Source organism: Pseudomonas sp. HLG18 (assembly GCF_051903985.1).
GTDB lineage: Bacteria > Pseudomonadota > Gammaproteobacteria > Pseudomonadales > Pseudomonadaceae > Aquipseudomonas > Aquipseudomonas fluorescens_BT.
Genome location: NZ_CP195831.1, coordinates 4,757,333 through 4,782,948, shown reverse-complemented (window position 1 = coordinate 4,782,948; position 25,616 = coordinate 4,757,333). Strand labels below are relative to the sequence as shown.

Here is a 25,616-nt window from a genome sequence, read left to right as displayed (position 1 = left end):
CAGAAAAGACTGTGCCAACAACCTTCCGGGGCTGTTGCGAACCGGCAAGCCTAACAGCTTGATTTCCAATGATTTAATACCGAAATCAAAGGTCGTCCGTCGTTTTTGGAATAAGCGGGTGTCGTTCTCGGGGATGCAGTTGGCGCAAAAGGGACGTGGACAGTCGCTGACAGACGGTAACTGTCACACTGATTTGTTAGCGTCGATCTCTTTCAATCGGGGAGAAACGCAGAATGAAGTTCGCACCTAAATTGCTGGCTGCCGCACTCTGCTTCGGCCTTGTTGGCCAAGCGTTCGCCACTGACCTCAAGCACTGGCCGGCGGATCAGGCCAAGGCGCTGGACGCGATGATCGCCGCCAACGCCAACAAGGGTAACTACGCGGTGTTCGACATGGACAACACCAGTTACCGCTACGACCTGGAAGAGTCGCTGCTGCCGTTCATGGAAAACAAGGGCCTGATCACCCGTGACAAGCTCGACCCGTCGTTGAAACTGATGCCGTTCAAGGACACCGCCGACCACAAGGAAAGCCTGTTCAGCTACTACTACCGCCTCTGCGAAGTCGACGACATGGTCTGCTACCCATGGGTGGCGCAGGTGTTCTCCGGCTTCACCCTCAAGGAACTCAAAGGCTACGTCGACGAACTGATGGCGTCGGGCAAGCCGGTGCCGGCGACCTATTACGAAGGCGATGTAGTGAAGAACATCGACGTGCAGCCGCCGAAAGTCTTCACCGGTCAGGCTGAGCTGTACAACAAACTGATGGAGAACGGCATTGAGGTCTACGTGATGACCGCCGCCTCCGAAGAACTGGTGCGGATGGTCGCGGCCGATCCGAAGTACGGCTACAACGTCAAACCGCAGAACGTTATCGGTGTGACCACCTTGCTGAAGAACCGCGAGACCGGTGAACTGACCACCGCACGCAAGCAGATCACCGCCGGCAAGTATGACGAGAAGGCCAACCTCGGCCTGGAACTGACGCCATACCTCTGGACCCCGGCGACCTGGATGGCCGGCAAGCACGCGGCGATCCTGACCTACATCGACGAATGGAAAAAACCGGTGCTGGTGGGTGGCGACACGCCGACCAGCGACGGCTACATGCTGTTCCACGATGTGGACGTGGCCAAGGGTGGGATTCACCTGTGGGTCAACCGCAAGGACAAGTATATGACCCAGCTCAACGGCATGATGGCCAAGCATGCCGCGGCCCAGGCAAAAGAAGGTTTGCCGGTGACGGCGGACAAGAACTGGGTGATCGTCAAACCTGAAGAAATCCAGTAAACCTGCATAGATCCAATGTGGGAGCGGGCTTGCTCCCACAGTTTTGATCTGCAGTGACATTGGGATTTCGGTCAGGCAAAAAAATGCCCCGCACTTGGCGGGGCATTTCTGTTTCTGCGAGTTGACGCTTACAGCCCGTCGAGCATCGCCTTGTTGCGCACGGCACCCTTGTCGGCGCTGGTCGCCAGCAGGGCGTAGGCCTTGAGGGCGGTGGTCACTTTGCGTGGACGCTGTTCGACCGGTTTCCAGCCTTTCTTGTCCTGCTCGACCCGGCGAGCCGCCAGTTCTTCGTCGCTGATCAACAGGTTGATCGAGCGGTTCGGGATGTCGATCAGTACCTTGTCACCGTCTTGCACCAGACCGATCGCGCCGCCGGCTGCAGCCTCTGGCGAAGCGTGGCCGATGGACAGGCCGGAGGTGCCGCCGGAGAAACGGCCATCGGTCAGCAGGGCGCAGGCTTTGCCCAGGCCCTTGGATTTCAGGTACGAGGTCGGGTAGAGCATTTCCTGCATGCCCGGGCCGCCTTTCGGGCCTTCGTAGCGAATGATGACGATGTCGCCTTCCTTCACTTCGTCGGCGAGGATGCCGCGCACGGCGCTGTCCTGGCTTTCGAAAATCTTCGCGTTGCCTTCGAACACGTGGATCGATTCGTCGACGCCGGCGGTTTTCACCACGCAGCCGTCCAGGGCGATGTTGCCGTACAGCACGGCCAGGCCGCCTTCTTTCGAATAGGCGTGTTCGACGCTGCGGATGCAACCGTTTTCACGGTCGTCGTCCAGGGTTTCCCAGCGGGTCGACTGGCTGAACGCGGTCTGGGTCGGGATACCGGCAGGACCTGCCTTGAAGAAGTGATGCACGGCTTCATCGTTGGTCTGGGTGATGTCCCACTTGGCGATGGCTTCTTCCATGCTGCGGCTGTGCACGGTCGGCAGGTCGGTGTGCAGCAGGCCGCCACGGGCCAGCGAACCGAGAATGCTGAAGATGCCGCCGGCGCGGTGCACGTCTTCCATGTGGTACTTCTGGATGTTCGGCGCGACCTTGCACAGTTGCGGCACCTTGCGCGACAGACGATCAATGTCGCGCAGGTCGAAGTCGATCTCGGCTTCCTGGGCGGCGGCCAGCAAGTGCAGGATGGTGTTGGTCGAACCGCCCATGGCGATATCGAGCATCATCGCGTTCTCGAACGCCTTGAAGTTGGCGATGTTGCGCGGCAGGACCGACTCGTCGTTCTCGCCGTAGTAGCGCTTGCACAGTTCGACGATGGTGCGGCCGGCCTGCAGGAACAGCTGTTCGCGGTCGCTGTGGGTGGCCAGGGTCGAACCGTTGCCCGGCAGTGCGAGGCCCAGGGCTTCGGTCAGGCAGTTCATCGAGTTGGCGGTGAACATGCCGGAGCACGAACCGCAGGTCGGGCAGGCGCTGCGCTCGTACTCGGCAACCTTCTCGTCAGAAGCGCTGGAGTCGGCAGCGATGACCATGGCATCGACGAGGTCGAGACCGTGGCTGGCCAGTTTGGTCTTGCCGGCTTCCATCGGGCCGCCGGAAACGAAGATCACCGGAATGTTCAGGCGCAGGGCGGCCATCAGCATGCCCGGGGTGATCTTGTCGCAGTTGGAGATGCAGACGATGGCGTCGGCGCAGTGGGCGTTGACCATGTACTCGACGGAGTCGGCAATGATCTCGCGGCTCGGCAGCGAATAGAGCATGCCGTCGTGGCCCATGGCGATGCCGTCGTCCACGGCGATGGTGTTGAATTCTTTTGCCACGCCACCGGCGCGTTCGATCTCACGGGCAACCAGCTGGCCCAGGTCCTTCAGGTGGACGTGGCCCGGTACGAACTGGGTGAAGGAGTTGGCAATGGCGATGATCGGCTTCTTGAAGTCGTCATCTTTCATCCCGGTGGCGCGCCACAGTGCGCGGGCGCCGGCCATGTTGCGGCCGTGGGTGGATGTTTTCGAGCGGTAATCTGGCATGGAGCACTCCGGGCGGCTAAATCAGGTATCAAAAGGGAGTGAGCTTCTATTGACGTCTGGAACACTCAGAAATGGCCGTGTGTCCTGAAGTTGCCGATGACGTTGCGGGATCGCCGCTGGTCTCAGCCTGAGCTCATAAACCCGCCGGGGATGAATGGCGATGAATCTCGCGATTCTACACCGCTGGCGTCAGGAGGGAATGGCGCAAAACGTTGTTCCAGTGCTGACGCTGCGTGCGGAATGACGACCGGCAGGGTTAATCACCGTTCGGTTGTGCAATGGCGTCGGCTTGGAGGATTCTGGCGCGACGGCTGATCCGGCTGTTCAATGTGAGTGCCACGCCACTGAGCAAGACAAAAGCGTAACCCAGTGTGGATTGCAGATTGGTCGGGCTCAGGCTGATCAAGGCACTGATGAGGCCGCCGCAGATGAAAATGATGGTGCTGCCGGCCGACGCCGACGTGCCGGCGTTGTCCGGAAACAGGCTCATGGCCCTGGACGTGGCCGCTGGTCGGGCAATGGTGGTGCCGGCGGTGCAGATCAGCATCGGGATCAGCACTGTCGCCGCAGCCAGGGAAAAACTCGACGACAGGTACAGCATGGTCACGCCGGCGAACAGGATCAGGCTCAGGCCGACGACGATCTGCTGGCCACTGGTGATGCGCCTGCTCAGCACGCTGGCGAGGATGCCACCGGCGACATACGCCGCACCGTAGATCAGCAGGATCAACGAGAACTCGTAAGCGGACAATTGCAGCCGGTCCATGAAGATCAGCGGCGAGATCACGATGAATGAAAAGTGGCAGGCGAACGCAAATGCCGAAATCAGCCAGTAGCCGACGAAGTCGAAATCCCCCAGAACCTGTCGGTAAGCCGTGAGGAAGTTTGTACGTGTTCCACGGGTGGTCGGTCGTGTGTTCTCCAGAAACAGACAGGCCTTGAGCAGCACGGCGGCTGATAATGCGATGAACACCCAGAAGCTGCCACGCCATCCCAGTGTTGCCTGCAAGAACGTACCGGCAAGAGGCGATAGCGAGATGAAAATCCCGCCGGCGGTGACCATCAGGATTCGCAGGCGATCACGTTCCTGACCTTCGAACAGATCCTGGACCAGTGCCTGGGACAGTACGAAGCAACCGCAGCCCAGCGCCTGCACGACCCGGAACATCAGGAACAGCGAATAATCAGTGGTCATGACACAGCCGAGGGCGCCGAGCATTGAAACGCTCATGCCGGCGAGCAGCAAACCCTTGCGCCCGATCACATCCGACAGCGGCCCGATCAGCAGCTGGGCGAAGGCGATGCCGACGGCGAACAGGCTGATGGACAGCGCGATGTCCGCCGGGGTGCTGCGAAAGTGTTCGGCCAGCGCCGGGAACGAAGGCAGCAGGACGTCCAGTGGAAATACACCCAGCAGTACCAACGCGAGCAACAGGCTGACGGCCCCGCGACGCTGTCGGGTCGTCATCCCGGATTTTCCGTTATCCATCGATCAGTCCCGCCCTGGCGAAAAGTGTCTGGTTTTGAGATTCAGCAAAAAATCCGGCTTTTTTCAGTGCATTCAATGTGGCGATGCTGCCTGTCCGTGCGCGCAATCGGGTGGCTTGCGCCGTTACCAACCTGTCGACTATCTCCCGCACCGCGCTGTCGGCAATCCCGGCGTCGCGCAGGCTTCGTCGCAGCCACCGGTCATCGGCTTCGAAGAAGATCACGATGATCTCGAGCAGGGTGGCGGCCGCGAAAGTTCGCTGGTGCGAGTCCAGATGCAGCCAGAGGTAGTGGAACACTTCAGTGAAGTAGCGACTGTGGCGCGCCTCGTCGGTGAGGTGATCGCGCAGCATGTCACTGACCCCGGACACCAGGCTGTCCCGGCAGACGTCGAGCAGTTCCCGGGCAATGATGGTTTCCGAGACGAAGCCGAGCAGGAACCATGTCAGCGGTTGTTGCTCTGGAAGGGTTTTGGCGATCAGCCTGTTCATGCGAATGATCCGCCTGGGCGTCACCGGGCGCGCGTTGATGGCGTAGAGCCCGGCGATCTGCTCCGCGACCTGATGAGAGAACAGGGCGTGGTAACCCTCGTCGGTGTAGAGCTGCAGCGCGGCAGTTTTCATGAGCGGCGGAACATCGATCGGCAGTTCGCCGTGAACGATGACTTCCACGGCGCGATTGACGATGCGGTGCTCCAGCAGGGTTGTGTAGTCAAGAAAGTGCACCAGATGATTGGCCGTGAGTCGGTGCAGCATCGAACGGCCCGACGCTTTGATGGCAGGGTGCGCGAGATAGGGGAGAAATGCCGGCGGGAACCAATGACGGGTTTCCAGTTGCTGCGCTATATCAGCCGGCAAGCGGTAATCGTGGGCACTGGTGCGCACTGAAGCGCGAGTGTTCCAGTCGCCCAGTGAAAACTCGAAGGTCGGGGCGTGGGAGAGAAGGCTCATGCTTGCGTCTCGCGCAACAGGTCACGCATTTCCTGGCACATCGCCTGACCGTCGCTTTCCCCGCAGCCGACGAAGAACAAGGGTTGTTCCGCACTGTTCTCGAGTTTCAGCAAGCGCTCGACCTGGTCGTCGGAAAACGCACCTGTCAGCCAGGTGTTCATGCCCAGGGCAGTGGCCACCAGTTGAAACGTCTGTGAGAGGTGTCCGGCTTCGACGAATGCCATTCGATAGGCGCGCGAGTGGGGATACTTCCACCAGAGTCTGTCGAAGCGGGCGGTGATGAACAGGCCCATTGGCAGGTTATTGATGAAGTGCTGCCCTCCCAGGAGATTACCCAGTGCCGTGTCGGGTGGCAGATTGATCAGGCTCAAGGCGTGTTCCGCCGGGTGATAGGCATATAGGCCGGGTGCCAGGCCTTCGGCGTTCTGGATCAGCAAGTAACCTTCGCAGGCGTTAAGCCCGCCCCCGGAAGGGCTGCTGCGCCGCGCGCCAAGCCCTTCGGCGATGCTGTCGTCACAGTCGGCCTCGCGTTCTCGCAGGTAACCGAGAGACAGGTATAGCAAGGTGCCGACATCGTCCAGCGACAGGGGGGCGCCGGTGAAGGACCGGCAGGTCTTGCGCCGGGTGAGCGAACTCGACAGGCTGTCGTCATTCAGTGCCAGTGGTGCTGGCAGGGCGATGAGTGCATTTGGACCGTTGTCTGCAGAGGCGTCCGCCGGAGGTGAAGTGGCAAGCACTGTCTCGCAGTGTTCGAGGTATTGCCTGGACCATTCCTGAATATTTCGGGGAGTGTGTTCGCAGGGAATATTCCGCGTGCCGATATGGTAGATCCTTGACAGTTCATCCCAGCCCCAGACCGGCGCTGTGACTTTTAAAGAAGTCAATATTCCGGCTTTTAGAAGTTGCGTGTCTATTATGTTGTTGCTGTCATATAAATCCGGATCGTGGATAAGTTGTGTCAGTCGAGAAGAGTATTCGAGATCAAGTTCGTGCTGAGTATGGTCTTTGTAGTTCCAGACTATCTGGCCGGGCGTTCGTGGCAGTATGAATAAATAAGGATTTATATGCATGTTGGGGCACGCTGCTCTGGATAGGTGCGTTGTCAGAGGCGCTGGGTAGCCGGCATACCCAGCGCCCACCTTACTTAGCGGGCTTTAGGTGCGACCAGAAAAGCCAGGTTTGCGAGGGTGCGGGATTCCAGAGTAATTGCTTTCATGATTGAACTCCTTGTTCATTGTTGCTTCGTGGTTAGTTGGTGTCACCTCCGTGGTGACGACTTAATAATAGTTTGTAATGGATTAATCGCAAGCAAATATTAAGTAGGAATTATCCAGTAATTTTGTCGGAGTGATCTTTGGCTGGGAGTGAATGTGTAAGTTAAATTTCGGAAAATAAAGTATTTAAGGAAATATCCTGCACGACGGCAGGACGCTAAATGTAGGAAAGCACAGTGCAAGACAAAAAGAAGGGGAGCCCGCAGGCTCCCCTTTCAACAGCATCAATGCCGTGCGCCTGTCAGCTGTTGGGCAGCAGGCGGCAGGTGATGCTCTTGATGTAGCGGGTTTCAGCAATGGCCGGGTGTACCGGGTGATCCGGGCCCTGACCGCCGCGCTCCAGCAGCTGGATATTGCGGTCCAGGTGGCGGGCGCTGGTCAGCAGGATGTTCTGCAGATCATCTTCCGGCAGGTGCATCGAGCACGAAGCGCTGACCAGGATGCCGTCCTTGTTGAGCAGACGCATGGCCTGCTCGTTCAGGCGGCGGTAGGCGCCTTCACCGTTTTTCATGTCCTTTTTGCGCTTGATGAACGCAGGTGGGTCGGCCACGATCACGTCGAAGCGCTCTTCGCTGGCCTTGAGCTCCTTCAGGGCTTCAAAGACGTCGCCTTCGATGCAGGTCATCTTGTCGGCAAAGCCGTTCAGCGCGGCATTGCGCTCGACGCCGTCGAGGGCGAAGCCCGATGCATCGACGCAGAACACTTCGCTGGCGCCGAACGCGGCAGCCTGCACACCCCAGCCACCGATGTAGCTGTACAGGTCCAGCACGCGTTTTCCTTTGGCGTAAGGCGCCAGGCGTGCGCGGTTCATGCGGTGGTCGTAGAACCAGCCGGTCTTCTGGCCCTGGATCACCGGGGCTTCGAATTTCACGCCGTTCTCTTCCAGAGGCACCCACTCCGGTACCAGGCCGAATACGGTTTCGGTGTAGCGCTCCAGACCTTCGGCGTCACGGGCGGCGGAGTCGTTCTTGAACAGGATGCCGCTCGGCTTGAGCACTTGGGTCAGTGCCGCGATCACGTCATCTTTATGGGCTTCCATGGTGGCGGAGGCGATCTGCACCACGAGGATGTCGCCGAAACGGTCGACCACCAGACCCGGCAGCAGGTCGGAGTCGCCGTAGACCAGGCGATAGAACGGTTTGTCGAACAGGCGCTGACGCAGGGAAAGCGCTACGTTCAGGCGATGCACCAGCAGCGACTTGTCCAGCGCCAGCTTGATGTCGCGCGACAGCAGGCGGGCGCAGATCAGGTTGTTCGGGCTCATGGCCACGATGCCCATCGGCTTGCCGCCGGCGGCTTCAAGGATCGCCTGGTCGCCGGCCTTGAAGCCGTGCAACGGGGTGGCGGCCACGTCGATTTCGTTGCTGTAGACCCACAGGTGGCCGGCGCGCAGGCGACGGTCGGCGTTGGCTTTGAGGCGCAAGCTAGGCAGGGACATGACGTCGCTCCGGAAAAAAGAGCGGGAGTATACCGTGTTGCGATGCATGCAGGTTCGATGCTGGACATGTGGCGCCCCGGCCTGGCGCGCAAACGGACGAAGGCAGAATTCGCTCGATGGTCTTGAATGAAAGTTTCCGCCGATCTGCCCCGCGATGTGTCGTTCGTCGGTTTTTAGGGGTTAGAATCGCCGCCTGTCCCAGAGTGTGTACTTATGTCCCAAGAGCTGACCACCGAACAGATTCAACAGTCCCTGCAAGGCATCAGTGTGCCCGCGCAGCCGCAGATCATGGTGGATCTGCAAATGGAGCAGTACATGCCCGATCCGGATCTGGAGACGATCGCCAAGCTGATCTCCCAGGATCCCGGCCTGTCCGGCTCACTGCTGAAAATCGTCAATTCGCCCTATTACGGCCTGAGCAACAAGATCACCTCGATCAAGCGCGCGGTGAACCTGTTGGGCAGCCGTTCGATCATCAATCTGATCAACGCGATGTCGATCAAGGGCGAGATGAACGACGACACCATCGTCACCCTCAACCGGTTCTGGGACACCGCCCAGGACGTGGCCATGACCTGCCTGACCCTGGCCAAGCGCGTCGGTACCGAGGCGAGCGACGAGGCCTACGCCTTGGGCTTGTTCCATGACTGCGGCGTGCCGTTGATGCTTCAGCGCTTCCCGGACTATATGAAGACGCTCGAAGAGGCTTACGCCAACGCCAGCGCCGAATGCCGGGTGGTGGACACCGAAAACCGCGTCTACAACACCAACCATTCGGTGGTGGGTTACTACACGGCCAAGTCCTGGCGCCTGCCGGAGCATGTCAGCGCGGCCATCGCCAATCACCACAACGCCATGGCGATCTTCAGCGACGAGACTTCGCGCAACAGTCAGATGAAAAACCTGCTGGCGATCCTGAAAATGGCCGAGCATATCTGCGCGTCGTACCGGGTGCTGGGCAACCAGAGCGAAGACTTCGAGTGGCAGGCTGTCGGGCCGCTGGTGCTCGAATACATCGGTCTCTCGGATTACGACTTCGAAACCCTGAAGCAGACGATCCGCGAACTCGGCGCACACTGATCAAACCGCTCCTGATTCGAGACGCTCATGCCTGAATTGCCGGAAGTCGAAACCACCCGCCGCGGCATCGCCCCGCACCTGGAAGGCCAGCGCGTCAGCCGCGTGATCGTACGTGACCGGCGGCTGCGCTGGCCGATTCCCGAGGACCTCGATGTGCGCCTGTCCGGGCAGCGCATCGTGCTGGTCGAGCGGCGCGCCAAGTATCTGCTGATCAACGCCGAAGTCGGCACGCTGATCAGCCATCTGGGCATGTCGGGCAATTTGCGGCTGGTTGAGGTCGGGATGCCGGCGGCCAGGCATGAGCATGTCGACATCGAACTGGAGTCGGGCCTGGCCCTGCGCTACACCGATCCACGGCGTTTCGGGGCGATGCTCTGGAGCACTGACCCGCTTAATCACGAGTTGCTGATTCGCCTGGGGCCGGAGCCGTTGACCGATCTGTTCGATGGCGAGCGGTTGTTTCAGCTGTCACGCGGACGGTCGATGGCGGTCAAGCCGTTCATCATGGACAACGCGGTGGTGGTGGGCGTCGGCAACATTTACGCGACCGAGGCGCTGTTCGCCGCCGGTATTGATCCGCGCCGCGAAGCCAAGGGTATTTCCCGGGCGCGCTATCTGAAGCTGGCGATCGAGATCAAACGCATCCTCGCCGCTGCCATCGAGCGTGGCGGTACCACGTTGCGCGATTTCATCGGTGGTGACGGGCAGCCGGGGTATTTCCAGCAGGAACTGTTTGTTTACGGTCGCGGTGGCGAGCACTGCAAGGTCTGCGGCACAGGCCTTCGAGACGTTAAGCTGGGTCAGCGGGCCAGCGTTTTCTGCCCGCGCTGCCAGACCTGACGAAAAGCTGAAAAAGTCCTACGGTCTATAGTGAGTTGTCTCACTGTTCAGCCCGAAGGATCGTGCCATGAAATCCTCGCTAGCCCTTTTCCTCGCACTGCTGCTGTGTTCCAGCCTGACCGTTCAGGCCACGGAAGGCGGCAGCGGTGATCCGCGTTACGCCATCCAGAATCCACCGGCCTACGCCATGATCGGCGATCTGCTGATTGCCCGCCCCTTGCTGGTGGCGGCCACAGTGATCGGTGCGGGGGTGTTCGTGGTGTCGTTGCCGTTTACCGCGCTGGGTGGTGGCGTCGGCGATGCGGGGGAGGCGCTGGTGGTGGCACCGGCGAAAGCGGCGTTCGTGCGCTGTCTGGGATGTACCGGGGAGGGATTCGAGCAGCGTGAATGACGCGATCGCAGCCTTGCGCTGCGATCGCGGTCAGAGACTCAAGCCTTGCCGGTAATCTTGCGGTACTTCTCCATCAACTGTTCTTCAGTCTCCGGATGGGCTTCGTCCAGCGGAATGCAATCCACCGGGCAGACCTGCTGGCACTGCGGCTCGTCGTAGTGGCCGACGCACTGGGTGCACAGGTTCGGGTCGATCACGTAGATCTCTTCGCCTTGGGAAATGGCGGCGTTCGGGCACTCAGGTTCGCAGACGTCGCAGTTGATGCAATCGTCGGTGATGATCAGGGACATGCTAACTCCAGCCGGGGCGGCGGGCCCGGGCGCAATAAATCAATGCGCGCAATTGTGCCGCATTGGCGCCCGCAGTGCACGCGGGCACCGTTTGAACGGTCGTTACTTCTTGAAGCGCAGGGTCAGGGCATCAGCCACTGCCGGGTGGACGAACTTGCTGATATCGCCGCCCAGGGCTGCAATTTCCCGCACCAGTGTCGAGGAAATGAACGAATAACGCTCGGACGGGGTGAGAAACAGGCTCTCCACATCCGGCGCCAACTGGCGGTTCATGTTGGCCAGCTGAAATTCGTATTCGAAGTCCGACACCGCGCGCAGGCCACGCAGGAACACGTTGGCGTTCTGCTCTTTGGCGAAATGCGCCAGCAGCGTCGAGAAGCCGACCACTTCCACGTTGGGCAGGTGCTTGGTGACTTCGCGGGCCAGCTCGACCCGTTGTTCCAGCGGGAACAGCGGATTTTTCTTGGGGCTGGCGGCAACGGCGATGATTACGTGATCGAACAGGCGCGAGGCGCGTTCGACCAGATCGCCATGGCCCTTGGTAATAGGGTCGAAGGTACCTGGGTACAACACTCGGTTCATCGCGTCGTCCTGGCGGGAATCCGTTGGGGAGTCGGATGGTATCGCAGCCGTCCCGGTCGGCCAAGTCGCCTTTTGGGTAAGAAAGCACTATAGGCGGTACGAATCTTCGGCTTTTTCACGGGTTTCTCAACCGTTCGCCGAGGGATGTCGCCAGTTGTGCTGTCAGACCATACACCGACAGCTGCGGGTTGGCGCCGATGCTGGTGGGGAACAGCGAGCCGTCATGAATCGACAGATTGCTCAACTGATGATGGCGGCCAAGGCTGTCGGTAACCGCGGTCTTCGGGTCTTCGCCCATCGCACAACCGCCCATGACGTGGGCGCTGCCCAGGCGAGTGCGGTACAGCTCAAGGCTCAAGCCGTCGATCATCGTGCGCGCCTCGGCCAGGCTGTTCACATAACGCGCATCGGCGTGCATCGGCATCACCGCTTTGGCACCACCGGCGAACTGGATCTCGGCCATGACGTGGAAGGCCCGGCGCAAACCGTCCCAGGCGTAGGACGACACCTGATAATCCAGCACTGGCGAACCGTCGCCACGCAATTCGACACTGCCGCCCTGGCTGTCCTGATGAAAGCCGTCACGCAGCAATGCCAGCATGGCGTGGGTGTGCGGAAGATCCGCCATGTGCCGGGCGTTTTCCTGGCCGAAGCCGCCGAGCAGGGTGGCGGCCAGCGCCGGGTGCAGCGGCGGCACTTCGAGTTTGAAGGCCATCGGCCCGGTGATGCCGTCCTTCCACTGGAAATGGTCGGAGTAGATCGATTGTGGCGCCCCGTAAAACGGGTTGATGACCTCGTCGAAGCGCCCGGCGGACATGTTCACCGGGTGCAGAAAGGTGCGTTTTCCGAGGCGTCGATGCGGATCCGGCGCGTCCGAGCGCAGCAGCAGGGCTGGGCTGTTGATCCCGCCACCGGCCAGCACGTAATGGCGGGCCTTGACCGTGATCTGGCGTCCGGTCGGTTCGACGCAGCGTTCGTCCATCGCCACGCATCGCAGCCCGGTCACCTTGTCGCCGTTGATCAGCAGTTTTTCGGCGCGGGCCAGATAGAGCAGCTCGCCACCCTTTTCCAGGGTCGCCGGAATGGTGGTGACCATCATCGATTGCTTGGCGTTGGTCGGGCAGCCCATGCCGCAATAGCCGAGGTTCCAGCAGCCGCGCACGTTGCGCGGGATCACGTGCCAGCTGTAGCCGAGCTGTTCGCAGCCTTTGCGGATCACGTCGTTGTTGGCGTTGGGCGGCACCCTCCAAGGGGCGACGCCGAGACGCTGCTCCATTTTTTCGAACCACGGCGCCATGTCGGCGGGGCTGTGGCCTTTGACGTTGTGTTCCTTGGCCCAGTGTTCGAGGGTCGGCTCGGGGGTGCGAAAGCTCGAAGTCCAGTTGATCAGGGTGGTGCCACCGACCGCGCGGCCCTGAAGGATGGTGATTGCGCCGTCCTTGCTCATGCGGCCGATGCCTTCCTGATAGAGGCTGCTGTAGGCCTGGTCTTCCAGCAGTTTGAAGTCGCTGCTGGTCTTGAGCGGGCCTTCTTCGATCAGCAGCACCTTGTAGCCGGCGGCGCTGAGGATTTCCGCCGTGGTGCCGCCGCCGGCGCCGCTGCCGATGATCGCCACGTCGGCTTCCAGGGTCAGGTCATCGTTCAGTTGTGCGCCGTTGTAGGTTTTCCAGCCACGGGCAAGGCCTTCGCGAAACGGGTCGGGTACGGGCATCGATCAGGTTCTCTTATTATTTTTTGCGTGGGTCGCCAGGCTCAAACGGCGGGCGGGCCGGGGTAACCGCAATGGGCCCAGGATTCGGCGCGGGTGTACCAGGCCATCTTCACCATTTGCTGCAGGGAGCTGTGGCCCATGCGCAGCAGGCTCAGCGAGCTGTTTTCCCAGCGTTCGAGGAAGTGGCGGATCGCCTCGGGGCTGGCGTTTTCCCAACTGCCCCAGATTCCGGTCAATGGCCCGCGCGTCACCGCCATGCCCAGTACATCGAACAGTTGCCGGGTGAGCTTGAGCATTTCCGGCGACAGGTGATCGAGGCTGTAGTCCAGGGACTTCAGGGTTCCATCGACAGCGGCGGGCATCTTTTCCACAGCAACGGCGCCATCCAGCATTACTGGAATCAGTGCGCGCAGAAACAGCAGATCACCGCTGCGCAACGTGGCGAATCCGTTGGCCGATACGCTCGACGAACAGCCGCTGAGGCTGGCACCAAGGCCGGCGGTGGCGAGGAAAGCCGTGGCGCCCAGGCTGAATTTCAGCAGGCCACGGCGCGAGAGGGCGGGTGATTCGGTCAGGCTTGGGTGCATTGTTGTTATTACCCGGCGGTGACGTTAGCGAATGAACAGTTTCTGGATCAGTTTCTGAATGGTTTTGCCGTACGGCGGGTAGATCAGCTTCGCCGCGTTGAAGCGCTGTTTGACCAGCACGCCCTTGGCCTTGCTGAAGGTCAGAAAACCTTCGTGCCCGTGGTAATGGCCCATCCCCGACGGTCCGATACCGCCGAACGGCATGTCGTCCTGGGCCACATGCAACAAGGTGTCGTTCAGGCAAACTCCTCCGGAATGGGTTTCATGGAGCACGCGGTTCTGTTCGCGCTTGTCGTAGCCGAAGTAGTAAAGAGCCAGAGGACGTGGTCGCTGATTGATGTAAGCAAATGCCTGATCCAGATTCTGGTACGGCACGATCGGCAGCAGCGGGCCGAAGATTTCGTCCTGCATCACTGTCATTTCGTCGCTGACATTCAGCAGCAGGCTGTGAGGCATGCGTCGGCCCTGGCCCTGGTCGAACAACGGAATCAGCAGCGCACCCTTGCTGGTGGCGTCGCTGAGGTAGCCGTTGAGACGCGCCAGTTGGCGTTCATTGATGATGGCGGTGTAGTCCGGGTTGTCGGCGAGTGTCGGATAAAACCCGCGCACGGCCTGGCGATAGGCTTCGACGAAACCGCCGACGCGCTCTTCCGGCACCAGCACGTAGTCCGGGGCCACGCAGGTCTGGCCGGCGTTGAGGGTCTTGCCGAAGGCGATGCGTTCGGCGGCGTCCTTGAGCGGCACGTCGTGGGAAACGATGGCCGGCGACTTGCCGCCCAGCTCCAGAGTCACTGGCGTGAGGTTTTCCGCCGCCGCGCGCATCACGTGCTTGCCGATACTGGTGGCGCCGGTGAACAGCAGGTGATCGAAGCGCAGTTTCGAAAACGCTACACCGACATCGGCCTCGCCGAGCACCACGCACACCAGATCTTCGGGGAAGATCCGCGCCAGCAATTCCTTGAGCAGCAGTCCGGTGGCCGGGGTCGATTCGCTGAGTTTGAGCATCACCCGGTTGCCTGCCGCGAGCGCGCCGGTCAACGGGCCCATGGCCAGGAACAGCGGGTAGTTCCACGGCACGATAACGCCCACTACGCCCAGCGGCTGATACACGACTTTTGCCGATGCCGGCTGGAAGGCGACGCCGACCTTGCGCCGAGAAGGCTTCATCCATTGGCTGATATGCCGGCTGGCGTAATGAATGCCGTGCAGGCTCGGCATCAGCTCGGCGAGCAGGGTTTCATCGGCGCTGCGATGGCTGAAGTCAGAACTGATCGCCTCGACCAGCGCCTGACGTTCGCTGCTCAGCAGATCGCGCAGGGCCTTGAGCCATTGCTGGCGCTGGGCGACAGGCGGCATCGGGTTGGCGGCGTAGGCGGTGCGCTGGGCTTCGAATAACCGGTTGAGCGCCTCCAACGGCTGTTTCAACGATTGCAGGTAGGCAATATCGGCGGTCATTGTCGGCTCCGGATTTGTTGTCGTGAGGAACTTTCTAGAGTCTATGCTCTAGAAAGTCAAATGACTTCCTGGTGCGTCACGGTTTTATCCAATTCCGGTTAGGTCGTAAGATGCCCCCCAACGCACTCTGAATTAAAGCTCAAGCCATGGCCCCACGGATCAAAACCAGCGAGCGCATCGTGCAGAACAGCCTTGAGCTGTTCAATCAGCAGGGCGAGCGCAGCATCAGCACCAATCACATCGCCGCCCACATGGAGATTTCTCCGGGCAATCTGTACTACCACTTCCCCAACAAGCAGGCGATCATCGCTGTGCTGTTCAGTGAGTACGAAAGCCTGGTCGACAGCTTCCTGCGCCCGCCTCAGGGGCGGCCGGCGACGGTCGAAGACAAGCGTTTCTACCTCAAGGAACTGCTGTCGGCGATGTGGCGCTACCGTTTCCTGCATCGCGATCTCGAGCATCTGCTCGACAGCGATCCGGATCTGGCCGGGCGTTACCGGCGCTTTTCCCAGCGCTGCGTGATTCAGGGCGCGGCCATCTATGAAGGTTTCGTCGCCGCCGGCATCCTGAAAATGGACCGGGTGCAGATCGAATCCCTGACCCTCAACGCGTGGATCATCCTCACCTCTTGGGTGCGCTTCCTGTGCACCACCCGGGAAAACTCCAACCACCTCAGCGAGCAGGCCATTAAACGCGGCGTGTATCAGGTGCTGGTGCTGGAAGCAGGGTTCGTCACCGAGCAGGCCCGCGATGAGGTCAACGCCTTGTTCGAAGAGTTCTACGTGCCGCTGGCCCAGGCCCTCGAAGAAAGACCGTAAGCCCACTTCCTCACTGGAGTCGTTCGCTATGCCGATTGCGCAACTGATCAGCCCGACCGCACTGGATGCCCGCAAGGCGCGGCCGGGGCTGGTGATTCTCGATTGCCGTTTTGCCCTCGAAGACCCGGATTACGGCCAGCGCAGCTACGCCGAGGGGCACATTGCCGGGGCACACTTCGCCGATCTTGAGCGCGACCTCAGCGGCCCGGTGACCAAGGGTGTGACCGGTCGCCATCCACTGCCAGAGCCGGCGGCGCTGATCGAACGCCTGCAAGCGTTCGGCATCGACAACGACAGCGACGTGGTTCTGTATGACGACGGCCCGGGCGCCTATGCGGCGCGGGCCTGGTGGTTGCTGGCGTGGCTGGGCAAGCGTGACGGCGTGTTCATTCTCGATGGCGGGCTCAAGGCCTGGCATGCGGCGGGGCTGCCGTTGAGTCTTGATCCACCGTCAGCGGCCCGGGGCAACTTCAGCGGCCAGCCGGACATGAGCCTGCTGCTCAGCGCCGAGCAATTGCAGCAGCGCCTGGGCCAGCCGGCCCTGACCCTGCTCGATGCCCGCGCCTTGCCGCGGTTCAAAGGCGAAGTGGAGCCGATTGATCCAATAGCGGGGCACATTCCCGGCGCGCAATGCGCGGCGTTCACCGACAACCTGGGCAGCGATGGGCGTTTCCTGCCGGCCGATCAGCTCAAGCAGCGTTTCGCCGCGAAACTCGGCGAGCGTTCGCCGAACGATCTGGTGGCTTACTGCGGCTCCGGGGTGACGGCGTGTCACAACCTGTTCGCCCTGTGCCTGGCGGGTTACCCATTGGGTTCTTTGTATGCCGGATCGTGGAGCGAATGGATCAACGAGCCTTCGCGCGGTATCGCTACGGGCGAGTAAACGCGTTCAGCGATCCAGCCGCGCGCTGCGATAGGCCGCCGGCCCCACGCCGTAAACCTGTTTGAACTGCCGGCTCAGATGGCTCTGGTCGGCAAAACCCAGCCGGGTGGCGACTTCCACCGGCAGGCAACCGCTCTGCAACAAGCCCCGGGCGCAGGCGATCCGCTGCTGCATCAGCCAGCTGTGGGGCGGCATGCCGGTGGCGCGGCGGAACACCCGGGCGAAGTGGAAGGGCGACAGGTTCACCGCCGCCGCCAGTTCTTCCAGCGAGGGCGGCGCCGCCAGTTGCGTGTGCAGCAACTCCTTGGCCATCGCCACTGCGCGGTGCTCTTTGCCGGGATTGCCGTTGATCTGCACCGCCGCGTGGCGTTGCAACAGCCGCATCATCATTTCGCGCCATACCGTCTGTTGTTGCAGCGCGGTGGCGGGGCTTTCCAGTAAACGGTGCAACTGGCTGAAGCCGTTGACCAGATCCGGATCGCGGTACAGCGTCGCGCCAAAGGCTGGCATTGGCGTGGTCGGCAGTTCCAGTTCTTCGAGCAACGAGACAATCTTGCCGGTGTCCGGATAGAACGCACGGTACAGCCAGCCGTCCTCGGTGCCTTTGTGGCCGGTGTGCAATTCGTCCGGGTTGATCAGCACCAGCGTGCCACTGCCCGCCAGGTGTTCGGCGCCGCGATAGCGGTAGCGCTGGGCGCCGGCCATGATCATGCCGATCACATAGCCGTCATGGACATGCGGGGCGAAACGATGCTCGATGTAGCGCGCCGAGAGCAGTTCGACGCCGGCCAATGGCGCGGTTTGCCAGAAACGGATCGACTCGCCCTGATCGCTCATGACCTCACCCGCGCCCCGATTCGGCCAGCCATTGGGGAATGCGCCGTTCCAGGTAATAACCCGGTTGGCGGAATGAGCCGTCGACGAAACCGACATGGCCACCCTTGCTCTGCAATTCGAACTGCGTCGAGGTCGACAGCTCGCTGGCCTGCGGCAGGCTGTGGGGAAACACGAACGGATCATCCGCCGCTTGAATGATCAGGGTCGGCGTGCGGATTTCCCCAAGAAAGTAGCGGCTCGACGCACGGCGATAGTAATCCTCGGCATCGACAAAACCGTGCAGCGGCGCGGTCACCCGGCCGTCGAAATCCCAGAAGGTACGCATGTTTTCCAGCGAGCCGAGGGCTGCCAGTGCGGCCAGACCGTCCTCGCGTCCGTCGTGCTGGAACTGGCGCTGCTTGTTCTTGATGTAGGCGACCATTTCGCGCATGAAGTGCGCTTGATAGACCTTCGAAAAGCCCTGGCCGATACGGTCGGCGCATTGATCCAGTCGAAACGGCACCGACACCGCCACTGCGCCGAGCACGCCGCTGGCGCTGCCGGTTTCCCCCAGATGCTTGAGCAACACGTTGCCGCCGAGGGAATAGCCGACCGCATACAGCGGCGCCAGTGGTCGCTTGGCTTTCAGATGACGGATGGCTTCGGCGAGGTCTTCGCTGGCGCCGGAATGGTAGCTTCGCGGCAACAGATTCGGCTCGCCCGAGCAGCCACGCCAGTTCAGCGCGACACTGGCCCAGCCCTGTGCTGCGAGCGCTGCCTGGATCCCGGCGACGTAAGGCGAGTTGGAAGAACCGGTCAGCCCGTGCAAGACCAGCACCAGTGGCGCGTCGGCGCTGTGTGGGCCATGCCAGTCGAGGTCGAGGAAGTCACCGTCCTCCAGCCACAGCCGTTCGCGCTGGCGATCAAGGTGTACGGTTTTGCGCCACAGCGGCCCCCACAAGGTTTGCAGGTGCGGATTGCCGAGGCCGAAGGCGGGCGTGAAACGAAATCCGGGTTCGGAAGGAGAAAGAAGTGCGCGCACGGTAAATCTCGACGGTGTTATGCATGAAGTGACAGTCATGCAAAGCGCTGTCACTTCAAGGGAGGTCTAACTTGCCACAAAGCCTGCATCAGCGCGACACGAATGCCCTGACGGCTCGACGGTCGGGACAATGGCCGGTTGCGGGAGCGGCAGTTGCTGGACCGTGGGACCTATGGTCACTACCCGCCACTGATCGTCTGACAAATGTTTGTCCACTGCCATTCTGATCTGCTCAAGCGTCAGGCGCTGCACCTGTTGCGCGAAGAAATCCAGGTCCAGTGGCAAGTGATGACGGTTGATCTCGGCCAGGCGCCCGAGAATCTGCTCGTTGCTGGCGCTGCCAATGATATTGGTGTTGGCCAGTCCGCGCTTGAAGTGATCGAGTTCCTCCTGCGAGGGGCCTTCACGCTGGAAATTGCTGAGCATCGATTTCACCAGTGCCACCGTTTCATTCGCGAATTGGGGGCTGGTCTGCAGAGCGATTGATGTCAGTCCGCTGCCCGCCCAGTCTTTGGTGCGAATGCTGGCGTCGTACACGAGACCGCGTTTGTGCCGCAGTTCGGTCATCAGACGGGAGTTCGCACCCCTGCCGAAAATCTGCGTCGCGGCATACAGCGCGACGAAGTCGTCGTGTTGGCGCGACAGGCTCGGTTGCCCAAGCAATACGTGAGTCTGTTCCTGTGCACGCTCGACATGGCGATGCATTTCAATGCCGAACGATTTGGGCGGTTCGACTGCGGGGAGTGCGACGAGGGGCGCGGGGAGTGCGTTGGTGATTTGCAGGCTGATGGCCTGCGCCTGTTCGACGGAAAGATCTCCCACCAACGTAATTTGTGTTTGGCTTGCCGAGTGGGTTTGGCGGTGGAACGTTTGTACGGCCTGGCGGGTGATCGAGGTCAGGCCGGCATCGGTTCCGTAGAGCGGACGGGCGTATGGCGTGTCCGGGGCCAGCAGCTCCTGAAGGCGTTGCGCAGCAATTTCCGCAGGTTGTTGCTGTTGTGCCAGCTGTAACCCGCGAAGCTCGCTCTTGACCCTGAGCAGAGCTTCTTCGGTAAGAGAAGGCTGCCCCAGCATTTGCGTGAACAATTGCAGGGCCGGGCTGCTTTTGTCTGGATCGCTGAGGCTGCGCAACGTGAAGGTAGCACGCTCCTGATCCAGATCCATGCCGAGCTTCGCACCCAGCCCGTCAAAGACTTCGGCGATCGCTGCATGATCACGCTTGCCGCTCACACCTTCGTTGAACAGGCTGAAGGTCACCGCTGCCAGGCCGGGGGTGTCGCCATCGTGTGCGCTGCCGGAGGCGAAGCTGACGTGAACATCGAACATCGGCAGCTCCGTGGTGCGGATGAATAACGTTTTGATGCCTGTCGTGGTTTTCCAGCCCTGGATGATCAATGGGCGTGGGCTCTGTCGGGTCGTGTCTGTTTCCGACAATGATTGCAATCGGGACTCGGGAAAGGCGACTGGCGCGGTAAGGGCAGCAGCCGGGCTGGCTGACAGCCAACCGATGAATGCGAAACAGGCCAGGGCAGGCCCAAAGATGTGCGCAGATTTATCCATGTTTTTTCTCCATGAGCACATGGGCGGTACTGAGGCGTTCGCGGATCAGATATTTTTCAGCGGTCTGACGGATGTCCTCAGGCGTCACGCTCTTTAACTCGGCAATCTCCTGATCGAGCAATTGCCACGACAGGCCAATGCTCTCGAGTGCGGCCAGATGTTGGGCAGTGCTATCGATCGAATCTCGTGCAAAAAAACTTCGGGCGATCAATTGGGTTCGCGCGCGTTCCAGTTCGTCGATGGGAGGAGGCGTGGTACGCAGCTCCTCGAGCAGATCCCAGACTCTTGATTGCGCCTCGTCAGGACTGGCCGAGTGCGAGTTGTCGAGTCGGGTGCGCAATATCAGGAGGGTGTCGCCACGACTGTAAAGGTCATAGCTGGCGTCGACGTGACTGAGCATATGTTCATGGTGCAGCAGGCGTTTTTGCAGACGTGCGCTCTGGGAGCCTGCCAGCAACATTTCGATCAGGCGCAATGCATGCGCGGTCTGATATGTCTCTGCAGTAGCCAGGCTGGGAACGTTGAATGCCATGATCAGTTCGGGGGCAGGAACCGGTTGGTTCAGTGTGATTCGGCGCTCTCCCGGTTCCGACAGTTCTCGCGGTTTCACGGCTTGGGGAAAAGGGCGACTGGCGAGGCCGCCGAAGTAGCGCTGAGCCAGGGGCTGAACGTAATCGAGCGTGACGTCACCGACGACTACCAGCGTGGCATTGCCGGGGGCATAGCGTGACTCATACCAGTCCCGCAACTGAGTGGTGTTCAAACCGTGCAGGTCATTCATCCAGCCGATGACGGGCGTTCGGTAGCTGCTGGATGGGTAGGCCAGGGTTTCCAGACGTTCCATGGCGGTGTCCAGAGAACTGTCTTCCACATTCAAGCGGCGCTCTTCTTGAATGACACTGATCTCGGAGGCGAAGTCTTCGGGTTTGAGGTGAGCAGTCGACATCATGTCGGCCATCAATTCGAACGCAACCCCCAGATAAGGCTTGGGCAGCGTCTGATGGTAGGCAGTGACGTCTTTGCTGGTAAAGGCATTTTCCGATGCCCCCAACGACTCCAGGATCGCGGACGCCTCGCCCGGGCAAGTCTTGCTGCTGCCCTTGTAAAGCATGTGTTCCAGTGCATGCGACAGCCCTGTCTGGCCTGGCGCTTCGTCGGCCGATCCGACGTTGAACCACAGTTGGGAGGTGACCAGCGGGGCCCGGTGATCTTCGCGGACGATGACCTTCAATCCGTTGTCCAGCAGAAACTCGTGGGTAGTCGGTAGTGGGTCGGCCAGCGCCAGCAGCGGGGCAAAGGCCAGACAAGGCAGCATCCTGCTGCACAAAGTGTCCATAAATGATTCGTCCTCAATGGATTACTGAAATGCGTAATCCACTGTGGAGATTTTGCGCGGGCGGCGTGCGGTAGTTATCTACCGCACGCCGAATACTGCGTTCATCAGACGTCAGGAGAGGGCACGCTGCGTTGCCACAACGCGTAGTACACCCGCCCGGATTTCTGTTCGCGGTGCAGGCGCCAGCTGCCTGGCAGGCCGAGGGTCGATGGCGCGGTTTCACTTTCAGTGTAGATCCACGAATCATCCGCCAGCCATTGGCGTTCTTCCAGCAGCGTGCACACGGCAGGCAACAGGTTCTGGTTGAACGGCGGGTCGAGGAACACCAGGTCGAACGCGGTCGCGGTCTGGGTTTCCAGATAGCGCAGGGCGTCGGCGGTCTGCACGTGGCCGTTGGTGCAGCGCAGCGTGCCGAGGTGTTCTTTCAGGCTGGAGACCGCGACATGGCTGGCATCCAGTGCCTGGCCCATGGACGCGCCACGGGACAGCGCTTCCAGAAACAGCGCGCCGCTGCCGGCGAACGGATCGAGCACCTTGGCCCCGGCAACGTATGGCGCGAGCCAGTTGAACAGGGTTTCGCGTACCCGGTCCGGCGTCGGACGCAGGCCCGGCGCATCCGGGAAGCTCAGTTTGCGGCTGCGCCATTCGCCGCCGATGATGCGCAACTGGTTCACACCGTTGTGCAGTTTTTGTACAGGTTTCTTTGGACTGGCCATTAATGCTCCGGAACCCCGAGCGGCTGCTCGGCAGGTTTATCAGATGGGGCCGGTAACGGCTTTTGCGGCACGGTCGGGCCAGCGCTGACGATGACCATTTTGTCCGTGCTCAGGTGTCTGTTCAGGGCGTCGCGGACCTGCTCGACGGTCAGGCTCTGGGACTGACGCATGAAATCGTCCAGATAGCTCAACGGCAGATTGTAGAAGCCCATGGCGCCGAGCTGGCCGACGATATCGGCGTTGCTCGCTGTGGACAGCGGGAAGCTGCCGGCCAGTTCGCGCTTGGCGTCATCGAGTTCTTTCTGGGTCGGGCCGGTCTTCAGGTAGTCGGCGAGCACGTCCTGCACCAGTTTCAGGGTGCCTTCGCTCATTTCCGCGCGGGTCTGCAGATTGATCATGAACGGGCCGCGCGCCTGCATCGGGCTGAACGCCGAATACACGCCGTAGGCCAGGCCGCGTTTCTCGCGGACTTCGCTCATCAAACGGGTGCCGAAGCCACCGCCCCCGAGGATCTGGTTGCCCATCGACAGTGCGGCATAGTCCGGGTCATCACGGTCGATGCCCAGTTGCGCGAGCATCAGGTTGGTCTGCTTCGACGGAAACTCGATGTGGCCGATGCCGGCTTTCGGCTCGGTCGGTTGCTCGACTTTCGCCAGCGCCGGGCCTTTTGGCAGCGCAGCGGACACCTGGTTGGCAATCGCCTCGGCTTCGCTGCGGGACAGATCGCCCACCAGCGCAATCACCACGTTGCCGGCCGCATAGGCCCTGGCGTGGAATTCACGCAGTTGCGCCAGCGTGATCTTCGGCACGCTTTGCGCATTGCCGTCGCTGGAATGGGCATACGGATGATCGCCGTACAGACGCTTCATCAATTCCAGGCTGGCGAGTTTGCCGGGGTTCTGTTTCTGGTACTCGAAACCGGCGAGCATCTGGTTCTTGATGCGCGCGAAGGAGTCGGCCGGGAAGGTCGGTTTGCCCACCACTTCCGAGAACAGCTTCAGCGCCGGCTCGCGTTTGTCGGCAGCACTGAGGCTGCGCAGCGACGCGATGGCCATGTCTTTATAGGCGCCGTTGCCGAAGTCCGCGCCCAGGCCTTCGAAGCCTTGAGCGATGGCGCCGACGTCCTTGCCCGCCACACCTTCGTTGAGCATGGCGTTGGTCAACAGGGCCAGGCCCGGTGCATTGCCGTCCTGGCTGCTGCCGGCGGAAAAGATCAGGCGCATGTCGAACATCGGCAGTTCGCGAGCCTCGACGAACAGCACCTTGGCGCCTTCGGCGGTGTTCCAGGTCTGTACGTCGAGCTTGCGGCTGGCCGGGGCCTTGCCGTCGAGTTCGGCCAGCGATTGCAGCTTCTGGCTGGACTTGGCGTTATCCAGCGCTTCGCTGGCCTTGCTGTCGTCGCTCGGCGCCAGATAGAGCGCGGCGGAGCCGATGATGGCCACGGCGATCAGGCCGAGCAGCAGGCGTGGGGTTTTGCGCTCACTCATGAGTCGTCTCCAGTGGCAGGACATGGGCGACGCTGAGACGTTCGCGGGTGAAATACAGCTTGGCGGCGTTCTGGATGTCTTGCGGGGTGACGCTTTCCAGATCCGCCAGTTCGGTGTCCATCAGCTTCCACGACAGACCGACGGTCTCCAGTTGGCCGATGGCGGTGGCCTGGCTGGTGATCGAATCGCGCTCGAAGACCAGGCCGGCGATGACCTGGGCACGCACACGTTCCAGCTCTTCGGCGGACGGCGCGGAGGTTTTCAGCTGTTCCAGCAGTTTCCACAGGCCGGCTTCAGCCTGGGCCATGGTCTTTTTCTTCTGGGTGTTCGGCGTGGCCGACAGGGTGAACAGGCTGTCACCGCGCGTGTAGGCGTCGTAGCTCGATGAACCGCCGGACACCAACTCTTCGCCGCGCTCCAGTTGTGTCGGGATGCGGCCGCTGTAGCCGCCGTCCAGCAACGCCGAAATCAGGCGCAAGGCGTTGACCGAACGTTTGTCTTCGGCGGTGGCGATGCTTGGAACGTTGAAACCGAGCATCAGGCTCGGCAGTTGGGTCTGCACGTGCAGGGTGATCTGGCGTTCGCCGGGCTCGGCCAGTTCCAGCGGCTTTTTCGCCGGCGGCACGTCGCGTTTCGGGATCGGCCCGAAGTAGCGCTGAGCAAGGGTCATCACCTCGTCCGGGGTCACGTCGCCGACCACCACCAGCGTGGCGTTGTTCGGCACGTACCAGGACTGATACCAGTGACGCAGCTCTTCGACCTTCATCCGCTCCAGGTCAGCCATCCAGCCGATGGTCGGCGTGTGATAGCCGCTGGCCGGGTAGGCCATGGCCTTGTAGCGCTCGTAGGCCTTGGACATCGGCTTGTCGTCGGTGCGCAGGCGGCGCTCTTCCTTGATGACTTCGATTTCCTTGGCGAACTCGTCGGCCGGCAGGCGCAGGTTGGCCATGCGGTCGGCTTCCAGTTCGAAGGCCACGCCCAGACGGTCGCGGGCCAGCACTTGGTAATAAGCGGTGAAGTCGTCGCTGGTGAAGGCATTCTCTTCGGCGCCGAGGTCGCGCAGGATCAGCGAGGCTTCGCCGGGGCCGACTTTTTCGCTGCCCTTGAACATCATGTGTTCGAGGGCGTGGGACAGACCGGTCTGGCCCGGGGTTTCGTAGCTGGAACCGACCTTGTACCAGACCTGCGACACCACCACCGGTGCGCGATGGTCTTCGCGCACGACGATCTTCAAGCCGTTGTCTAGGGTGAATTCGTGAGTCGGTTGCGGGTCGGCCGCCAGGGCCGAAAGGGGCAGGCAGACTGTGCTGAGCAACAGGCCTGCGGCGCGGCGGGCTAGAGCATTCATTCGTTTTTAAACCTGTTGGGCTGCCCGCTTGGTCTTAGCGTCGGCGGGCGAGAGGGTGCTAGGATACTGATCCGTTTTACTGGGGGCCACGCCTATAAGGCCTTTGATCGGCAGGCAGGTGATGCTATTTGCGGATTTAATCTGGATTTTGTCCGCTAGACTCTGCTTTTTCCCCGACGATGGCCTACCAGTCCTTCGTGTTGATCAATCTTTTGAGGTGCCGCTTGCACCTCGACAAAATGTTGCGCGTGAACAAGCTGGATGA

Annotated in this window: 23 protein-coding genes; 6 read left to right on the top strand and 17 right to left on the bottom strand. The window is 61.1% G+C overall.

What is annotated here, in order from left to right:
- Positions 1 to 233: 233 nt before the first annotated feature.
- The gene (locus ACSPX5_RS22045) at positions 234 to 1,289 is read left to right on the top strand and encodes a haloacid dehalogenase-like hydrolase (protein ID WP_207863809.1); all 1,056 of its coding nucleotides are present in this window, start codon (positions 234 to 236) and stop codon (positions 1,287 to 1,289) included.
- 128 nt (positions 1,290 to 1,417) lie between these two features.
- Here ACSPX5_RS22045 and ilvD read toward each other — a convergent pair whose 3' ends face one another.
- The 5 genes from ilvD to ACSPX5_RS22020 all read right to left on the bottom strand — a co-directional run bounded on the left by ilvD (position 1,418) and on the right by ACSPX5_RS22020 (position 8,409).
- Positions 1,418 to 3,259 carry a dihydroxy-acid dehydratase gene (ilvD, locus tag ACSPX5_RS22040; RefSeq protein WP_169432326.1) on the bottom strand — a complete coding sequence of 614 codons (1,842 nt, stop codon included), beginning with the start codon at positions 3,257 to 3,259 and terminating at the stop codon, positions 1,418 to 1,420.
- A 256-nt stretch (positions 3,260 to 3,515) separates the two neighbouring features.
- Complete coding sequence (locus ACSPX5_RS22035) at positions 3,516 to 4,748, bottom strand: MFS transporter (RefSeq protein WP_439820257.1); 1,233 nt, start codon at positions 4,746 to 4,748, stop codon at positions 3,516 to 3,518.
- Positions 4,741 to 5,697 (bottom strand): diiron oxygenase, encoded by a 957-nt coding sequence (locus ACSPX5_RS22030; protein ID WP_207863806.1) that lies wholly within the window; start codon positions 5,695 to 5,697, stop codon positions 4,741 to 4,743. The genes ACSPX5_RS22035 and ACSPX5_RS22030 overlap by 8 nt, the downstream gene beginning before the upstream one ends.
- The gene (locus ACSPX5_RS22025; RefSeq protein WP_439820256.1) at positions 5,694 to 6,767 is read right to left on the bottom strand and encodes a SagB family peptide dehydrogenase; all 1,074 of its coding nucleotides are present in this window, start codon (positions 6,765 to 6,767) and stop codon (positions 5,694 to 5,696) included. Before ACSPX5_RS22025 ends, ACSPX5_RS22030 begins: the two co-directional genes overlap by 4 nt.
- A 445-nt stretch (positions 6,768 to 7,212) precedes the next feature.
- Complete coding sequence (locus ACSPX5_RS22020) at positions 7,213 to 8,409, bottom strand: class I SAM-dependent rRNA methyltransferase (RefSeq protein ID WP_169432322.1); 1,197 nt, start codon at positions 8,407 to 8,409, stop codon at positions 7,213 to 7,215.
- 267 nt (positions 8,410 to 8,676) lie between these two features.
- Here ACSPX5_RS22020 and ACSPX5_RS22015 point away from each other — a divergent pair, with 267 nt between their 5' ends.
- The 3 genes from ACSPX5_RS22015 (at position 8,677) to ACSPX5_RS22005 (ending at position 10,720) form a co-directional block, all read left to right on the top strand.
- Positions 8,677 to 9,489 carry an HDOD domain-containing protein gene (locus tag ACSPX5_RS22015; protein WP_169432715.1) on the top strand — a complete coding sequence of 271 codons (813 nt, stop codon included), beginning with the start codon at positions 8,677 to 8,679 and terminating at the stop codon, positions 9,487 to 9,489.
- A 27-nt stretch (positions 9,490 to 9,516) separates the two neighbouring features.
- Positions 9,517 to 10,329 carry a bifunctional DNA-formamidopyrimidine glycosylase/DNA-(apurinic or apyrimidinic site) lyase gene (mutM, locus tag ACSPX5_RS22010; RefSeq protein WP_169432321.1) on the top strand — a complete coding sequence of 271 codons (813 nt, stop codon included), beginning with the start codon at positions 9,517 to 9,519 and terminating at the stop codon, positions 10,327 to 10,329.
- Positions 10,330 to 10,396: 67 nt separating this feature from the next.
- The gene (locus ACSPX5_RS22005; RefSeq protein WP_169432320.1) at positions 10,397 to 10,720 is read left to right on the top strand and encodes a multidrug transporter; all 324 of its coding nucleotides are present in this window, start codon (positions 10,397 to 10,399) and stop codon (positions 10,718 to 10,720) included.
- A gap of 38 nt (positions 10,721 to 10,758) precedes the next feature.
- Here the strand turns inward: ACSPX5_RS22005 and ACSPX5_RS22000 are convergent, their stop codons facing one another.
- The 5 genes from ACSPX5_RS22000 to ACSPX5_RS21980 form a co-directional block, all read right to left on the bottom strand.
- Complete coding sequence (locus tag ACSPX5_RS22000) at positions 10,759 to 11,010, bottom strand: YfhL family 4Fe-4S dicluster ferredoxin (protein ID WP_003195146.1); 252 nt, start codon at positions 11,008 to 11,010, stop codon at positions 10,759 to 10,761.
- Between the two features lie 102 nt (positions 11,011 to 11,112).
- A complete protein-coding gene (gene coaD / locus ACSPX5_RS21995) occupies positions 11,113 to 11,592 on the bottom strand; it encodes a pantetheine-phosphate adenylyltransferase (protein ID WP_003229157.1) in 480 nt (159 codons plus the stop codon).
- Positions 11,593 to 11,707: 115 nt separating this feature from the next.
- Complete coding sequence (locus ACSPX5_RS21990) at positions 11,708 to 13,303, bottom strand: GMC family oxidoreductase N-terminal domain-containing protein (protein WP_439820255.1); 1,596 nt, start codon at positions 13,301 to 13,303, stop codon at positions 11,708 to 11,710.
- A 41-nt stretch (positions 13,304 to 13,344) separates the two neighbouring features.
- The gene (locus ACSPX5_RS21985) at positions 13,345 to 13,890 is read right to left on the bottom strand and encodes a twin-arginine translocation pathway signal protein (protein ID WP_439820254.1); all 546 of its coding nucleotides are present in this window, start codon (positions 13,888 to 13,890) and stop codon (positions 13,345 to 13,347) included.
- A gap of 24 nt (positions 13,891 to 13,914) precedes the next feature.
- Positions 13,915 to 15,345, bottom strand: coding sequence for a coniferyl aldehyde dehydrogenase (locus ACSPX5_RS21980; RefSeq protein ID WP_439820253.1), 1,431 nt, complete (start codon positions 15,343 to 15,345; stop codon positions 13,915 to 13,917).
- 146 nt (positions 15,346 to 15,491) lie between these two features.
- On the opposite strand from ACSPX5_RS21980, the gene ACSPX5_RS21975 reads away from it, so the two are divergent.
- A complete protein-coding gene (locus ACSPX5_RS21975) occupies positions 15,492 to 16,163 on the top strand; it encodes a TetR/AcrR family transcriptional regulator (protein ID WP_169432316.1) in 672 nt (223 codons plus the stop codon).
- A 28-nt stretch (positions 16,164 to 16,191) separates the two neighbouring features.
- Positions 16,192 to 17,046 carry a sulfurtransferase gene (locus ACSPX5_RS21970; RefSeq protein ID WP_439820252.1) on the top strand — a complete coding sequence of 285 codons (855 nt, stop codon included), beginning with the start codon at positions 16,192 to 16,194 and terminating at the stop codon, positions 17,044 to 17,046.
- Positions 17,047 to 17,052: 6 nt separating this feature from the next.
- On the opposite strand, the gene ACSPX5_RS21965 is transcribed toward ACSPX5_RS21970, so the two are convergent.
- From ACSPX5_RS21965 to ACSPX5_RS21935, 7 genes are all read right to left on the bottom strand, one after another.
- A complete protein-coding gene (locus ACSPX5_RS21965; protein WP_439820251.1) occupies positions 17,053 to 17,883 on the bottom strand; it encodes an AraC family ligand binding domain-containing protein in 831 nt (276 codons plus the stop codon).
- Between the two features lie 4 nt (positions 17,884 to 17,887).
- Positions 17,888 to 18,904: a hydrolase gene (locus ACSPX5_RS21960; protein ID WP_249314349.1), complete on the bottom strand. Its 1,017-nt coding sequence runs from the start codon at positions 18,902 to 18,904 to the stop codon at positions 17,888 to 17,890.
- 66 nt (positions 18,905 to 18,970) lie between these two features.
- Positions 18,971 to 20,464, bottom strand: a complete 1,494-nt coding sequence (locus ACSPX5_RS21955) for a M16 family metallopeptidase (protein ID WP_323159766.1) — start codon at positions 20,462 to 20,464, stop codon at positions 18,971 to 18,973.
- Entirely contained in the window at positions 20,457 to 21,800 is a 1,344-nt protein-coding gene (locus ACSPX5_RS21950) for a M16 family metallopeptidase (protein WP_169432312.1), read from the bottom strand. The genes ACSPX5_RS21955 and ACSPX5_RS21950 overlap by 8 nt, the downstream gene beginning before the upstream one ends.
- A gap of 104 nt (positions 21,801 to 21,904) precedes the next feature.
- Positions 21,905 to 22,516: a 16S rRNA (guanine(966)-N(2))-methyltransferase RsmD gene (gene rsmD / locus ACSPX5_RS21945; RefSeq protein ID WP_439820250.1), complete on the bottom strand. Its 612-nt coding sequence runs from the start codon at positions 22,514 to 22,516 to the stop codon at positions 21,905 to 21,907.
- Positions 22,516 to 24,003, bottom strand: coding sequence for a M16 family metallopeptidase (locus tag ACSPX5_RS21940; RefSeq protein ID WP_439820249.1), 1,488 nt, complete (start codon positions 24,001 to 24,003; stop codon positions 22,516 to 22,518). Before ACSPX5_RS21940 ends, rsmD begins: the two co-directional genes overlap by 1 nt.
- Entirely contained in the window at positions 23,996 to 25,351 is a 1,356-nt protein-coding gene (locus ACSPX5_RS21935; protein ID WP_439820248.1) for a M16 family metallopeptidase, read from the bottom strand. Before ACSPX5_RS21935 ends, ACSPX5_RS21940 begins: the two co-directional genes overlap by 8 nt.
- Between the last annotated feature and the right edge of the window lie 265 nt (positions 25,352 to 25,616).